The sequence below is a fragment of the Lysinibacillus antri genome (assembly GCF_003977595.1).
In the GTDB taxonomy this organism is placed as follows: domain Bacteria; phylum Bacillota; class Bacilli; order Bacillales_A; family Planococcaceae; genus Ureibacillus; species Ureibacillus antri.
The window spans coordinates 57,601-74,012 of sequence record NZ_RYYR01000020.1 but is presented as its reverse complement, the minus strand read 5'-3'; the positions used below and the strand labels follow the sequence as shown (position 1 = coordinate 74,012).

Sequence of the window (16,412 nt, the reverse complement as noted above, 5' to 3'; positions counted from 1 at the left end):
AAACATTAAACGGCTTGAGCCCCCTAGAATACAGGGCTCAAGCCGCCTAAGCATTTTTATTATTTTCACTGTCTACTTGACAGGGAGCAGTTCAAGATATCCACCTCGGCTCTTTCTTATACTAACGAATATAAAGATCTAGCATGTTTTGCAATTAATCTAAACCCTTTACTTTCAAGATGTTCAAATGTTGCATGGTTATAATCTTTTAAAAGTAGCTCATGTATTGTTGCACGAATCTCCATATCTCTATGGATCGTCGCTAGCTTGTGAGATAGTCTAAGCATATCAATATTCTCGGCAATTTTTGACCGCTGTCCAGGTTTAAGCTGCTCTAAATTATTTAATACACCTTCTATTGACCCGTAATTTTGTATTAATTGTAATGCTGTTTTTGGTCCAATTCCTTTCACCCCAGGGTACCCGTCACTTGAATCCCCCATAAATGCTTTTACTTCTGCAAACTTATGTGGCTCAATCGCATATTCCTCTTTAAAGCGATGTTCTGTGTAAACATCGTATTCTGTATACCCTTTTTTCGTAAAGGCAATTTTCGTTGTCGCATTTAATAATTGAAGTAAATCCTTATCCCCACTAATAATGGTAATATCCGCTTCGTCTTTCCATTTTTCCACCATCGAACCGATTGTATCGTCCGCTTCCATACCGGCTTCCCCAAAGTTTTGCCAGCCAATCATTTCGGATACTTCTTTGGCCATATCAAATTGTGGCAACATTTCTTCAGGCGGTGTAGGTCGATTCGCTTTATATCCATCAAATAGTTCATTTCGGAACGTTTGGGCGCCCATATCCCAGCAAACTGCTAAATGCGTTGGCTTCATTAATGATTGAGCCGTTAAAACATGACGTGCAAATCCTTGTACGCCATTTGTTGGTGTTCCATCTTCCATTCGTATATATTGTCCCATAGCACTTGACGCAAAAAAAGAACGGAATAATAAAGCCATTCCATCAACTACTAGTAGATGTGGTTTATTTGTCATTTTCATGATCCTTTCTAACTCTAGTGCTATTATTATAACAAAACTTTACACGTAATCGTTCTATATAATAAAGTGAAACTTCAATCCGTGGGGGTTTTTTTCATCCCCCACGGATTGTTAGTTGAACCAATCGGGCTTTTACGGGCAGTTGATCTCCCACTTATCCTTTTTCGCTTCACTAAAATCTTGAAGTGGGAGTCTTGTACCTGTCGCTAAAGCTTTCGGTACAGATAAATTACTGCCCGTTAATGCGGGATAAATATTAGATTTTCCATGGCTGGATTTAAAAAGAAGGGTAAAATTTCCATCGCAAACTGAATTTATCCAAAAATTCCCTAATAACTAAATCTAAATTCTATTTTTATAAGTATAATGATACATATAGAGATGAGGAGGAGTTGCAATGGGATTATTACAAGCAGGTGTGGGTGCATTATCAGGCGTTCTTGCCGATCAATGGCGCGATTATTTTTACTGTGAATCCATTCCAGCAGAAGTTTTAATAACTAAAGGAATGAAAAGAAAAGGAAAAAGAAGCTTTAATAAAAAAGGTAGCGATAACATTATTAGTAATGGTTCAATTATCGCAGTCAATGAAGGTCAATCTATGATTATTGTAGATCAAGGGAAAATTGTAGAGTTTTGTTCAGAACCCGGTGAATTTGTTTATGACCAATCTACCGAACCAAGTATTTTTTACGGAGACTTAAGTGCATCCATTAAAGCAAGCTTTGACGCTTTTGGAAAACGACTTGCTTTTGGTGGCGAAGCTGGGAAAGATCAACGTATTTATTACTTTAACGAAAAAGAAATTCCAGGCAATAAATATGGGACACCTACCCCTATTCCATTCCGTGTCATTGATCAAAATATCGGATTAGATATTGATATTTCCATTCGTTGTCATGGTGAATATTCTTTTAAAATTATTGACCCGATTTTATTTTATACAAATGTTTCTGGAAACGTTGAACAAGATTTTCGTCGTACGCAAATCGAAGGACAACTACGCTCAGAACTATTAACAGCCCTACAACCTGCATTCTCACGCATATCTGCAAGCGGAATTCGCTATAGCGCTCTTCCAGGTCACACTTTAGAATTGGCGAAAGCTTTAAATGAAATTCTATCTGATAAATGGGGGAAAACACGCGGTATTGAAATCATTTCGTTTGGTATAAACACAGTGAAAGCATCCGATGAAGATGAGGCAATGATTAAACAATTACAAAAAACGGCTGTTCTACGAAACTCTCAAATGGCCGGAGCAACACTTATCGATGCGCAAAGTGAAGCGATGAAAAATGCTGCGAAAAATGATGGAGGGGCTATGTTAGGTTTTGCAGGTTTGAATTTTGCAAGTCAAGCAGGTGGCGTAAATGCAAAAGATTTATTAACCCAAGGAAATACATCACAAAAAACACAATCCCAAAATCAACAACTGCCTCCTATTACTTGGTCTTGTTCTTGCGGGGCCGAAAATACAGGAAAGTTCTGTACAGAATGTGGTACGAAAAAGCCTGAAGTTACTAGTTGGAATTGTTCTTGTGGTATACAAAATACGGGGAAATTTTGTACAGATTGCGGTTTAGCTAAACCAAAAAGTTTAAAATGTGATAAATGTGGATGGGTACCAAAAGATCCTTCGCTAAATCCAAAATTCTGTCCTGAATGTGGTGATGTTTTTGATGAAAATGACCATCAATAAGGAGGCTATTGTATGACCACTCCAAACGATCATGAGACATTAGTTGAAGTTCATGAACATGATGCGAAGTGCCCTTCCTGTGGTGCTTCCATCAAGTTTAACCCAGTTAATGGTAAATTAACTTGTCCTTATTGTCACCATGAGGAAGAGATTCCAGATGCTGAGCTTGAGTTGGATGAAGAAGTTGAAGAGCTAGATTTTGAAAGTGCAGTTACCCGCAGTAGTTTCTCTTGGGGAGCAGAAAAAAAGGTAGTTATTTGTGATGCTTGTGCAGCGGAAATGGTCTATGATGCTCTTGAAGTGGCAAATGTATGTCCCTACTGTGGATCCAATCACGTAATGGAAAGTCATGCAGAAAATTCTTTAGCACCGAACGGCATTGTTCCCTTTGAAGTTTCAAGTCAACAGGCGGATGAAAATTTCCGTAAATGGATTAAAAGTCGTTGGTTTGCACCAAATAAAGCAAAACGTTCCGCAAAAGCAGAAGCATTTTCAGGTATATATCTACCCTATTGGACGTTTGATACGAAAACCGCCTCTCAATATACTGCAAAATACGGTAAAGATCGTACCGAAACCGATAGTGAAGGCGATACTCATACTGTAACGGATTGGTATAATACAAGTGGTTTTTACCAGGAATTTATTGATGATCATTTAATTCTAGCGACAACCCGTTATCAAATGGACATTTTAGAAAAAATCGAGCCTTTTAAGTTAAAAGAAAGTCGTCCTTATAAAAGAGATTTTTTATCTGGCTATATTGCCGAACGATATAGTATCGGTTTAGAAGACGGATGGACTCAAGCTAAAAAGGAAATTCACGCTCATTTGAAGGAGCAAATTAAAAATAAAATTACTTACGAACATAACGCAGACCATGTAAAAAACATTAAATTTTCCACTGTGCATTCAAACATTACATATAAATATTTAATGTTACCGGTATGGTTATCTTCGTTTAAGTATAAAAATAAGTCTTATCAGTTTATGGTCAATGGGCAAACCGGACAAGTTGGAGGTCAATCTCCTATTTCGCCAATCAAAGTAACTTTTGCTGTAATACTGGCCTTAATTGTATTAGCTATTGTTTATTTCTTTTTTGTTGAATAGACATAGAAAAGGTGAGCAAATTCAATCTTGCTCACCTTTTTGCCTACTCTATTCGTTTCATATCTCGAATGGCTTGTATGGATAGCCTTACTAGTAAGATGGCACATAAAAATAACCCCAAGTAAGCTGCCGTATTCAAGTAAATAGCGTAGGCCGTGTTAATTAACTGAGAAATGGCAAGTAACGCTACTGAGATTATCCCAAAGGTAATCCCTACTAATAAAAGGACAAACTTCGAAAACAACTGGGTAATAAATTTGGCATTATTTTTATCTGAAAAAATATCATGATGCAAAATGACTTTACCGTCTTCCATTCGTTTGAACAGCTGATCTACCCTTCTTGGAATCTTTCTTAAGTTTGGTAAGATTAGCGCCAATTCTTCTTCTAATCGATCTTTCGTCGCGAATGGTTCTTTAAATGGCTTTTTAAATGCCTGTTTCAAATAATTGTTGGAAAATACTTTTGCTTCTTCAAAAATATTAAATGTACGTTCTATAATACGTAGCGTACCATCTAATGTCACCACTACCCGCAACGCAACATTAACGGAGGGGTAAAATTGTAGACCAAAATCACGAATGACTGTAAAAATCGAATACACTAATTCATCGGTTTGAATACGGTCAACATACGAGATTTTTAAAATAATTTGACTAATCGCTTGCTCTAAATCATGGCGATCGACATCATTTTTATTTTTCACTAATAACGATATGCCATCAAAAAGAATGGACGCATCTCTTTGCTGAATTCCGATAAAAAATAACTTTAATCCCTCTTGCTGAGATGAAGATAATCGACAAACCGCGCCAAAATCAAGTAACGTAATAGTATCTGTTTTTCCATCATAATAAATATTCCCTGGATGTGGGTCGGCATGGAAAATTCCCGATACAAGGGCTTGTTCTAAGTACGTAAATAAAAGCGTTTCTGCAATTTTTTTACTATCCCCATTATCAAATAAATGTTGTGTCGAGATACTATGGCCCTTTGCTAACCCCATAACCAATACATTTTCATTGCTATATTGGTCATACACTTTTGGAATCGTCACTTTCAATTGACTATTCTTTAACACATTGTGAATTTGAATCATATTGCGGGCTTCTATATTAAAGTCGATTTCTTCCCGTAATGATGCCGCAAACCCTTCTGCTAAACCACGAAAGCCTAAATTTTCCGCCCATTGCGATCGGTTGGATACCCAATTGGCAAACTCTATGAGGATACTTAAATCTTCCCGCATAATCTCTTTTACTTGTGGTCGTAATATTTTTACAACAACTTGTTCATTTGTACTTCGTAAGATCGCTTTATGGACCTGTCCAATTGAAGCTGCAGCTAATGGTTTTTTACTAAAGTAAGAGAAGACTTCATCAATTTCACCGGGTAAATTTTGTTGTAGTATCATCTGTACTTGTCCTTCGTTTAGCTGCGTCACATTTTGTTGTAGTTTTTCTAGTTCTTCAATAAAAACTGGTGAAAAAAGTTCTTTTCGAGTGGACAATACTTGACCAAATTTGATAAAAATTCCACCACATTGTTCGAGGGTATCTCGTAAAGCAATCGCCAATTCTCGATCAGAATCCCGATTTCGAGCATATTTCATCGTTCGCGTAATGCCATTCGTCACAGCAATTTTTAAAACGTTTCGCAACCGTTTTTGATGTCGCCAATAGCCAATTAAACGCTTAATTAATGACTTCTTGCCAGCACCTCGACCGTTATTTTCATCGAGAGCGATCGGGTCAAATAATTCAAAAAATAAATAAATAAGCATGGAGATCAGTAACATACTACCTACCCATAAAAGCGTGGCAACATTAACCACACTATCCACGGTATAAAAGGAAAAATTTGTTCCTCGAAGATAGGTATACCAGAAAATAAAAGTAGTGAAGGAGACACTAATGCATACAGATAAAATTCTTTTTAAAATATTTACATTAGAACCGATTAAACGACCACTAATGAAAAAAATCAAAACCGATACAATTAATATTTGTATGATAAATTGAATTGCGTTCATTCTCCTCACTCTCTTTCTTTAAGATTCTACTATAGAACAATTCACCACAATTTCCACATTCCCTTTTAACGCTTTACTAATCATACATGTTTGTTCTGCTTTCAATGCTAAACGATTAGCAATGCGAATATGTTTCTCGTTATAATTTTCTAGAACAATTTTTATATGGTGGATAATTTTTTTGTAAGTAAATGTACTCTTTTCTACTTCTACAATCCCTTCAGAATGTAAATGAAGTTTAGCCTTTACTTTCGATAGATCGAGCATTGTGGCAAGAGATATTAAATAACAAGTGGCCGCTGCTCCTAAAAGCATTTCATCTGGATTCGTGCCTAGTCCAGGGCCCCCCATTTCCTCTGGGATAGAAACTACAGTCTTTAAATTTCCACAAGTGATCTCCCCGCTTGCATTCCGATCACCATTCCAAGACGTATTTAATGTAAAAATATGTTGTCCTTCCATTGCCATCGTAACCACCCTATTTCTTTTATTCATACTATACCACTTGAAATGAAAGAAGGACCCGAAAATCTCGAGCCCTTGCCTTACATTACAATAGTATTGTGCTATACTTCCCATCCGTATTTTTTGCGACAGAGTATATTTTAATTTCTTTTGATTGGGATGAGAAAAGAAGCCCATGTAATTGACCAGCTTCGTAAATGGCACCGCCGCCATCAATGCCAATTTTTTTTCGACATGGGGAGACCCACACATTACTGGAACGATCTTCGTTTAATAATGGCGTTGGTGTATGACCAAAGACAACGATTTCCTTTGCGAGATGAGGAGTTGCGAAAAAATCCTCTCGAATCCAAAAGTAGTCCTCCTTATTCGTCTCTTTAAAGTTTTCGACCGTTGCATCGATTCCCGCATGGACAAATAAATATGAGTCCCATTGGTAAAAAGTTCTCAATTGTTTTAAAAACTTAATAACAGCACTTTGCTTTTTTCGAATAGCTTCTGCAATTTCTATTACAGAAAAATTATCCACTACAATACTAAAATGTGGAACGTCATACAAACTTTTAACTGTATCGGCTCCACCAATTTTTGGATTAAAATAAAACTCTGAGACTTCCTCTGGTTTATCGAGCCAGCTTAAAAAGATTTGCTCGTGATTTCCTGCTAACGTAATGATTTCATACTGTTCGGACAGATCCATAATAGTTTGCAGTACTTTTAAACTATCAGGCCCACGATCTATGTAATCACCTAAAAAAACTAATTGCTCTTCGTCTGGATTCCAAAATTGTAATAATTGCTCTAACAATTCATAATTCCCATGTATATCCCCAATTGCAAAAACTTTTTCCACGCCACACACCCCATTTAGTAAACCAATTTCACGAATATTCTCAAATTCTTATGTACTTTAACTAAATAATACCATATTCATAGAGACTTGTTTAATTCTCAATGTAAATAAAAAGAAGTCTCAACTTTTTGGAGCTGAGACTTGGGTTAATAATTATGAAGTGTAATGTCATCTCGATTTACATCATTTATATTCTTATACGGTAAAACCAAATGATTATTATGCAATACAATTCTAACGTAATATTCGATTTTCCCACCATTATTTTCAATTACAACATATGTGTTATTTTCATTTGTCCAATTAGTATCTACATGATTCTTAGTTGGTTGATCTTGAGTATTTTGTGCATAAACTTCAAGTCCATGTTTACTAAATTTATTCATATACCCTTCACTAACTAAGTAACCTAATGGAACGAATGTCATGTGACCATCACTAGGACTGAAACCGCTTTTAGAAACACTTAATAGCCGTGTTGCATCAACCATATTCTGTGCATTTGCTATAATAGCATCCTTCTTTGCATTTTCTATTAAATTACCAATCGCCGGAACTGCAATAGCTGCTACAATGCCTAAAATAACAATTACTGCTAATAGTTCAATTAATGTAATCCCTTTTTCATTTTGATGATGCAATGCTTTTCCCATCTTCTCACCTCAAAAATAAATCATATTGATGACGATATAAGTCCAAACTTTTCAATAAAAAGATTCCATTTAAGTAGTTGAACACCGGGTTACTGAATACTAATACTATTTCGCGTAATGTTACTCTCCTCAGTTAATTCTAAAATAACCTTGTCATTATAAGTGAGAAGTTTTACATAATACTCCATTGTTCCGGTAGTATTATCTATAACAACAAAAGTGGCCTTTCCATCTGCCCAGCGATTATTAGCATGATCAGCATCTGTAGGATTGCCTCCACTTTGTTCGTATGGTTCATCTCCAGGACTTTCTATTTTATCAATATAGCCTTGACTAATTAAATAACCTAACGAAACAAAAACCCTTTTCCCTTTACTTGGTCTAAGAGAACTATCTTCAATACTATGTAACCGAGCTGCTTCAATCATCGCTCTTGCATTTGCGATATGTGCATCTTTCTTTGAATTCGCTATCATATTTCCGATTGCTGGAACTGCAATAGCGGCGATAATTCCCAATATCACAATAACAGCTAATAATTCGATTAATGTAATTCCCTTTTCATTTCGAAAGTTTTTAGCTCTACGCATCTATTCACCTCTATACTCAAGTTAGACTTCTATTTGAGTTATATTTTGAGATCACAAACATTTATACAATATATGGATATTTTATCATACTCAATAATAATATTTATTAAATTTCAAAATATTGTAACAAAATTTTCAATATTAAAAATAAAGTTGTCAGAAGTATATAATTCAATGAGGATTTTAGTTGTACATTACTAATTTCCATTAGAGCGGAATCTATTAACTGGATGAAAATGCAATGCAATGATCATCATTGACTCCCGATGAACGACCAAACGCATGCAAAAATTGTTCATTGGGGGCTTCATAACCTCAATGAACGACCAAACGCATCCAAAAATTATTCATTGGGGGCTTCATAACCACGATGAACGACCGAACGCATCCAAAAATTGTTCATTGGGGGCTTCATAACCACGATGAACGACCGAACGCATCCAAAAATTGTTCATTGGGGGCTTCATAACCCCAATGAACGACCAAACGCATCCAAAAATTATTCATTGGGGGCTTCATAACCACGATGAACGACCGAACGCATCCAAAAATTATTCATTGGGGGCTTCATAACCTCAAAAAATCAGTGAAGTTAGTCTTCATCATAAATTCAATTAGAAAAGAACATAATTTTTATCAGAATAAAAAATGAGTAATTTAAAAAAGCTACAAAGAAAATCAAGCGATCATCACAAAAAAAATCAGTAAATAGGTTTTTTCAATCCCCATTACTGATTAGTAGTTAACTATTCATCTGTTTATCTGTCTTTATCGTATTAAATGTGCTAGCGATAATTAGAAGTAATAACACTACCCCTGTTCCCTTCTCCACTGGTTGATCTATGATAAAGAAATTATAAACCGTTATTATTAAAGCCAACGCTAAACATATTCTCGTTACTAAGTTTTTCATCTTCTATTTCCCCTTTGTATCGTTTTCCTTAACGTACTAATATTTCTTTCTAAAATACGCAATCGAAATTGAGTTGATTAACATAATGGACGTCATCAAAGCGATTAGTGTCGTCGTGAATTGCTCATCTGTTGAAAATGTAATATAACGATCGCCAATTAAAGTTACTCCAAAGGCCAGAACCACTATGCTAAAGGCAATTTGTGAGGACCGACCTAAAATCATTTTGCCCCTCTCGTCTTTTCCTTCCTTTGTGGAGAAATTGACCCAATGAAGGATTGAAGCAATCATAATAACCACTAATATCGATATGATAATTGTGTACATAAACTTATTCCTCCTTTAAATGTGTAAACACACTGTATATATCCACTTCAAATGCTTCCGCAATATCTTGTGCTAGTAATAAAGAAGGATTGTATTTGTTCGCTTCTAATGATGCAATGGTTTGTCTGGAGACTCCTACTCGATCCGCAAGTTGTTGTTGGGACCATCGTTTTTCAGCACGGAAAACATGAATTCGATTTTCTAATCTTCTCTTATCCATTTTTTAACTCCCCTTCCACTTCAATATAATATATATACTACATAATGTAAAGTATTTCTTACAAAATGATTAAAATATTTTCAATCAGTTAAATCTTTCTGCACGTAAGCAAAATAAAAAGGCCTTGCTGCGTACCCCTTCAGCAACGGCCTTCATATTAAGTCATTTTCATACCTTGAATTGTTTCTAAAGCAAACTGTTCGATTTCATTAAAGCGCTCTGATAAGTCCTCGATGTTAATCGGTTTACTAATATAATACCCTTGAATGAAATCACATTTTTTCTCATTCAGGTAATGTAGTTGTTCGATTGTTTCGATGCCTTCCGCTACAACATCGAGCTTTAAATGCTGCGCCATTGAAATAATCATATCGACTAAAGGTTCCTGGTCGTCTTTATTACTAATTTTTTGCACAAAACTACGATCAATTTTTAAACAATCAATAGGGAGATCCTTTAAATAAGACAACGATGAATACCCCGTTCCAAAATCATCAATAGCCACAGTTAGTCCAATCTCCTTCAATCCCTTTAAAATTGGCGTAATATAGTTTGTATTCATGGTCATGCTTTCTGTAATTTCTAATTCTAATTGATGCGGTGGGATTTTCGTCTCTTGTATTACTTCTTTAATAATATCGATAAAATTCTCCTGGAAAAGCTGCCCCACCGATAAATTGACAGCCACTTTAATTGGCTTGTTAATGACTTTTTGAAGTTCTACCGTTTGTTTGCATGCCGTTTCCAAAACATACCTTCCAAAAGGAATAATAAGGCCAGATTCTTCTGCTATCGGAATAAAGTCAGCCGGTGAAATCCATCCTTTTATTGGATGATTCCATCTGACAAGGGCCTCCATTGAATTGATTTCCCCTGTTTGGATGTTTAATTGAGGTTGGTATTGTAAAAATAATTGGTCTTCCTCTAATGCTTTATATAAATCATTTTCCAATTCAACGCGTTTTGTTCTTGCATTTAACATAGACGATTCATAGGAAAGAATTCTTTCAGGAACTTTACCTGCTTCATACATTGCAAATTGGGCATGTTTTATTAAATTTTCACTCGACGTAGAGTCCATTGGATAATGGGCAATTCCAATATTTAAATTTCCTGTTAATGAAAAATGTTGTATATGGAATGGTTTCGACATGCTCAATTGTAATTGTTTACAAAGAGCCATTATTTCTTCTTTGTCTTTATGGGATTTTATAAAGATGACAAACTGATCAATACGTAATTTACTTACAAAATACTTTTCCCCCACTATTTCAGTAATACGCTCAGCAGCCATTTTGAGTATTTGCTCAGAATAAAACGAACCGAGTGAAGACTTAATAGCCAAAATCCGATCAAACTCTAATACGAGTACAGTTTTTTGCTCCAGATTTTCTGTAAAGCTTTTATTAATGCTCTCTATTAAAAAACGTTCATTTGGTAGTTTTGTTATTTCATCATAGTAAGCCATATGATGCATTTCTTTCCGCGAGCTTTCGAGGTGATCATTGGCCTTAATCATACTGATAAACGGAAACTCAACTGTAGTGTAATAGACTGCTTTAAGTATAGCGACATAAGTGAATAACTGGAATAAGTGACCTGTAAAATTGTAAATATCGTATACATCACGATATGTCGTAAAGAAAATATCACTAATAATTATGTATATAGAGGCTGCGATAAATAATAAGCTTCTTTTTGGTGCTAGGTTAAACTGCTTTAGTAAAATAATAATTAAAACGATTTGAGTCCCTAATGAGAAATACTGCATTGTATTTTTAAGGAGTGTTGTACCCATTCCTTCAATTACTAATGGTGGCAACACTTTGTCCGGTAAATAAATCACACAAATAAAAGCAAAGGTCAAAATCATGGAGATGAGAAAAACAATATTTCTATGTATGGTTGTTATTGATTTTGCCTTCATTAACACAATGCAAAGCAAACCAACAGATATTAAAAGCCTTGTAATAATATAAAACCACGTAGCCTGATATGGGCTACTTTCTATAATAAAGAATGGCATTCCTTTATAAGAAATCGTATGGAATATAGCTAAAATGGCAAGGGATAAAAAAAGTGCCCCCATATAAACATCTACATTGATTAATTTAAAACGAGAAGTAAGCCATAGCTGCATTGCTATAGACATGGCTACAATAATGGTAAAAATTTCACTAAGTAAATGAACCGCCGTATAATTTTGTTCACCAAAAATGCCATATAATTTATCACTAAATAGGACGACAAATAGTATTAGCATGAAGGAAAGCGAGATATAAATAGAAATGGATTTTATGTATTTTTCATCGAAGGTCTTCTCCATATGCATCTCCCCAAACAGTTAATTATGTATAAAAATGATGAGAATTATTTACAACAATTGCTATCAATCCAATAATAACAATTATATGAATCTTTTAAAATACTTTTCGATAAATAAACAAAAAAACCTAATAAGTTTCGAAAAACCTATTAGGGATTATTTTATCAATATGCTTTTTTCATAACCTTTTCCCATTTTAAAATACGAAACTTTGATATTCGTTCTACCTTTTGAAAGCCTAATTTTTTTAATATACTTCTTTTTTATAGGAGGCTCCATGAACTGCTGTATAAATTGTTAAACCTTCTTGTTGGATCATGTCTACTATTTCTTGTAAATTGTTAACATCGTAATCCTTTATAAAGGTTGAATTCGAAGGTAACGCTTCCATATAATTAATACTTTCCTCACGAATAAATTGGTCATTCCTTAAAAAGGTAATTTCTTCTTTATTATTTGAATACAAACGATATTGCTTAAAAAATAAAGGCACAAGCTCCTCACGATGATTGTGCTCTAATATATCTTGAATTTTCATCTCTTTAAAGTTCATATCTGGTTGAAATGATTGATTTTCTAAACAATATAAATCGATCGTATCGATGGAAAAGATATTACTACATACATCCACTATTTTCTCATAGTGCTCTTTCATCGTGGCATTTTTTATAAAATACAACACTTCTCCAAACCGATCTCTTTTCATCTCAACATATTGATGGCTTGAACTTATTTTGAACTTAACTGTATATAAAGCACTCAATAGATTTCTAAAACCACGTTCTCTTAAACCATTACTACTAAATAAAAATTTCCTTGTAAAATCTAACTTTGTAGCCCACTCTAGCTTGTATGGTTCATAACCACTTCCAAAGTCATACAAAGTATTATTGTCATTTTTTGATTTAAGCAAATTTTCTCTTTCAATGATCCTACCTGGACCAAATATGTGGAAATCAGGTTCATGAGCCATTTTGTAGCATACCCTTCTACCACGACAGCAAATATCATAGGTAAAGCCAATTAATTTATTTTCAAAGGAGAGTTTATTTATTTCGACTTTGAACCCCCTCCCCTTTTGATTTGCTAGGTGCTCAAAAAACAACATCTTTATGCCAGCGGAAAATCCACTCGTATCAATTTTCTTCATCCACCTGCGATTATATAATTGAAACATGTCCTCATACTTTTCTTCAAACGGTTGAAATGTTAATTGCCCAAGCGATTTAAAACGATTTTCACATCGAATTATATCTTTAAATTTCTTTTTAAACTTTTTCTTCTTATCTGGATGATCCATTTCTTCTATTTCAATTAGTGGGGTAACGACTCGAAAGATAGAGTAAGGGAGCTGCCTTTTAATCGCTATTTTCTCTAAAACCTTTGATGATTCACGGCTTTCTAACAGACCATTTAACTCAAAAAGTAACCTTTTATACTTTTTCGTTAATACATCTAGTAAATATTCGATGGCCGGTTCTAGCCATTCTTTCTCTGAAATGACTTGCATATATGTAGCAACATCATCACCAATAAACTTAAATTGATGTATACCAAAACGGGATGTATGGGTGAGTGGGAAAAAGGCAATTGGGGTATTTTTATGGACGACGACATATATTTCAACAGGATCTGCTTTCCCTAAAAAATGCCACCATGCAGCAATCCATTCATATTCTACAAACGGATTATCATTGTTTGCTCTTTCAAGGATTTGCGACCATATTTCCTTATAGTCTTCTAAATCTTTCAAAGAGGTTATTACTTTACATTGCAACATAAGATCACCTTATTTAATTTGGGCAAAGGTATTTGTGGTAAATGAAACATTTCATCTCCCTTTCTACTTATATTTTCCTCAAAAAATTATATGTAAAATACTGTGAGTTAGAACAAATATCTTATGGCAGGCAATTTCTATGCAAAATCCAAAATATTCTTTTAATTATCAAATAAAATTCTAGACAAAATCATTTTTATGATGTATATTAATTACAGATGATTATATTGCTTCATATATCTAATGAATTCACATGTTACAAAAAGTAATCGTGAACGTTCGGTACTTTTTGTAATGTGTGAATTTTTTTCTAGTTATAGAAGTCAATTAGTTGTCGTCTAACAATTTTTTGGAGGTTTTTTAAAATGGCTCAAGGTACAGTAAAATGGTTTAACTCAGAAAAAGGTTTTGGATTCATCGAAGTAGAAGGCGGAAATGATGTATTCGTACACTTCTCAGCTATCCAAGGCGAAGGTTTCAAATCTTTAGAAGAAGGTCAAAAAGTTGAATTCTCAGTAGAAGAAGGAAACCGTGGACCACAAGCTTCTAACGTTGTTAAACTTTAATTTTTAAAATTAAAATCTAACAAATACGAAGGACATCCTTTTATAGGGTGTCCTTTTTCAATTTCCTTTCATTCCTCCCTACCTGTTCCCTACAAATTTCACATAACTCCAAATAAGTCGTATAAGAGCATCGCCATTTTAGATTTTGGCATAAAAAGAATACTCATAGCGATTTCTTCATTTGTGAAATCGTTATGAGTATTGGAAACGTTAATTATAAGCTTTTATTGTATGACAACATTGGCATGAGCTTTTTCAAATGAAAAGCCTTCATAGTTGTTATCTGCAACTTGATCACATATTTTCTTGTAGTTATTTAAACCACCGACATAAATAACAAACCCGCGCTGTTCACCATCAATGTTCGCTCCTGTATACCAAGAGTTTGTATGTGGGAATAATGTGGAATTCGCTAAATCATCACACTGTTTCCCCCACTTCATTTCAGATATTTTTTGCGCTTCAATTGTTTGTAAGTTATTGTCTTCTAAATATTCGATACAGCGATCAATCCAATCCACGTGTTGTTCAATAGCAGACGGCATATTCGTTAACACTGATGGACTTTGTGGACCCGTAATCATAAAGAAGTTCGGGAAGTTTTCCATCGTTAAGCCAAGGTATGTTTTCACATCTCGACCGTCTCCCCATTTGTCCTGAATGGATTGCCCATCACGCCCTTGAATATCGATTTTCAATAGTGAACCTGTCATCGCTTCATAACCTGTTGCGTATACGATGACATCACATTCGATTATTCCATCGCGAAGTGCGACTCCATTTTCAACAATACGTTCGATTGGATTATCCTTTAAGGACAATAAATTCACATGGTCTTCATTAAAAATCTCATAGAAGTTCGTACCAATAATCAAGCGTTTCGTCGTGATATAGTAATCGGGATGCAACATTTTCGCTTTTTCAGGATCCTCTACTATTTCATCAATCTTATCTCGCACAAATTGTGAGATCACATAATTCGTCTCTTTATTAACGCCTACATCAGGATAAACTGACCCTAAAGCTAGTCCACCTGTTGTCCAAACATGTTCTAAAGTTTCTTTCTGCTGTTCTTCTGTAAACTCTGTTGCGGATTTACCTGTTGTAAACATACGAATTCCACCTGGTGTCGTAGAGAAGGAATCACGTATATCTTCGTAATTTTGAATTGCTTTTTCTTGATCTTCTTTACTAAGCGGATGATTACGAGCCTCTGCTACATAATGCGGTGTACGCATAAGCAATGTTAGTTCTTTTGCTTCTTTCGCAATTTCCGGCATCGCTTGTACACCACTTGATCCATTTCCGATGACAACTACACGTTTGCCTGTAAAATCGACCTTTTCGTGTGGCCAACGCCCTGTATGATATTGTTCGCCTTTGAACGTTTCACTACCTTCAAATGGAGGAACATTTGTTGTGGATAAACAGCCTACCCCACTAATAAAGTACTTTGCTATCAATGTTTCATCTGTATCTGTGTAAATTTCCCAATGCTTGATATCATTATTAAAGCTCGCTTCTTTTACACGTGTACTAAATTGAATATCTGGACGTAAATCAAGCTCATCCGCAACGAAATTTAAGTACTCTAAAATTTCCGGCTGAGAGGCATAGCGATCTTTCCAACTCCATTTTTTATAAAGCTCCTCTGAGAAAGTAAAATTATAAAAAATTGAATCTGAGTCACATTTTGCTCCTGGATAGCGGCTCCAATACCACACGCCACCTACACCATCTGCCGCCTCAATCACGCGAACCGATAAACCACGCTCTCTTAATTTGTGTAACATATAAAGCCCAGCAAACCCAGCACCAATTACAACAGCATCATATTGTTTGATAGTCATAGCGTTCCCCCT

General features: G+C 35.0%; 14 protein-coding genes. 3 read left to right on the top strand and 11 right to left on the bottom strand.

Annotated features, from left to right (window positions below; translation table 11 throughout):
• Nucleotides 1-116: 116 nt before the first annotated feature.
• A complete protein-coding gene (locus tag EK386_RS14095; protein ID WP_179966042.1) occupies nucleotides 117-1,004 on the bottom strand; it encodes a 5'-3' exonuclease in 888 nt (295 codons plus the stop codon).
• Nucleotides 1,005-1,407: 403 nt separating this feature from the next.
• Between EK386_RS14095 and EK386_RS14085 the strand changes: the two genes are divergently transcribed.
• Nucleotides 1,408-2,712, top strand: a complete 1,305-nt coding sequence (locus tag EK386_RS14085) for an SPFH domain-containing protein (RefSeq protein WP_126659819.1) — start codon at nucleotides 1,408-1,410, stop codon at nucleotides 2,710-2,712.
• A 12-nt stretch (nucleotides 2,713-2,724) separates the two neighbouring features.
• Entirely contained in the window at nucleotides 2,725-3,825 is a 1,101-nt protein-coding gene (locus EK386_RS14080) for a TFIIB-type zinc ribbon-containing protein (protein WP_126659818.1), read from the top strand.
• 43 nt (nucleotides 3,826-3,868) lie between these two features.
• Here the strand turns inward: EK386_RS14080 and EK386_RS14075 are convergent, their stop codons facing one another.
• From EK386_RS14075 to EK386_RS14035, 9 genes are all read right to left on the bottom strand, one after another.
• Nucleotides 3,869-5,857: an ABC1 kinase family protein gene (locus EK386_RS14075; protein ID WP_126659817.1), complete on the bottom strand. Its 1,989-nt coding sequence runs from the start codon at nucleotides 5,855-5,857 to the stop codon at nucleotides 3,869-3,871.
• 18 nt (nucleotides 5,858-5,875) lie between these two features.
• Nucleotides 5,876-6,352, bottom strand: coding sequence for an SACOL1771 family peroxiredoxin (locus EK386_RS14070; protein ID WP_439331238.1), 477 nt, complete (start codon nucleotides 6,350-6,352; stop codon nucleotides 5,876-5,878).
• A gap of 55 nt (nucleotides 6,353-6,407) precedes the next feature.
• Entirely contained in the window at nucleotides 6,408-7,175 is a 768-nt protein-coding gene (locus EK386_RS14065) for a metallophosphoesterase family protein (protein ID WP_158674435.1), read from the bottom strand.
• Between the two features lie 146 nt (nucleotides 7,176-7,321).
• Entirely contained in the window at nucleotides 7,322-7,828 is a 507-nt protein-coding gene (locus EK386_RS14060; protein ID WP_126659815.1) for a type II secretion system protein, read from the bottom strand.
• An 89-nt stretch (nucleotides 7,829-7,917) separates the two neighbouring features.
• Entirely contained in the window at nucleotides 7,918-8,418 is a 501-nt protein-coding gene (locus EK386_RS14055; protein ID WP_126659814.1) for a type II secretion system protein, read from the bottom strand.
• Between the two features lie 949 nt (nucleotides 8,419-9,367).
• Entirely contained in the window at nucleotides 9,368-9,658 is a 291-nt protein-coding gene (locus EK386_RS14050) for a DUF2178 domain-containing protein (RefSeq protein WP_126659813.1), read from the bottom strand.
• Between the two features lie 4 nt (nucleotides 9,659-9,662).
• A complete protein-coding gene (locus EK386_RS14045) occupies nucleotides 9,663-9,878 on the bottom strand; it encodes a helix-turn-helix transcriptional regulator (RefSeq protein ID WP_126659812.1) in 216 nt (71 codons plus the stop codon).
• Between the two features lie 157 nt (nucleotides 9,879-10,035).
• Nucleotides 10,036-12,204 (bottom strand): bifunctional diguanylate cyclase/phosphodiesterase, encoded by a 2,169-nt coding sequence (locus tag EK386_RS14040; protein ID WP_158674434.1) that lies wholly within the window; start codon nucleotides 12,202-12,204, stop codon nucleotides 10,036-10,038.
• 247 nt (nucleotides 12,205-12,451) lie between these two features.
• Nucleotides 12,452-13,981, bottom strand: a complete 1,530-nt coding sequence (locus tag EK386_RS14035; protein ID WP_158674433.1) for a GNAT family N-acetyltransferase — start codon at nucleotides 13,979-13,981, stop codon at nucleotides 12,452-12,454.
• Nucleotides 13,982-14,349: 368 nt separating this feature from the next.
• On the opposite strand from EK386_RS14035, the gene EK386_RS14030 reads away from it, so the two are divergent.
• Nucleotides 14,350-14,550 (top strand): cold-shock protein, encoded by a 201-nt coding sequence (locus tag EK386_RS14030; protein ID WP_126659809.1) that lies wholly within the window; start codon nucleotides 14,350-14,352, stop codon nucleotides 14,548-14,550.
• Between the two features lie 224 nt (nucleotides 14,551-14,774).
• Here the strand turns inward: EK386_RS14030 and EK386_RS14025 are convergent, their stop codons facing one another.
• Nucleotides 14,775-16,400, bottom strand: coding sequence for a flavin-containing monooxygenase (locus EK386_RS14025; RefSeq protein ID WP_126659808.1), 1,626 nt, complete (start codon nucleotides 16,398-16,400; stop codon nucleotides 14,775-14,777).
• Nucleotides 16,401-16,412 lie beyond the last annotated feature (12 nt).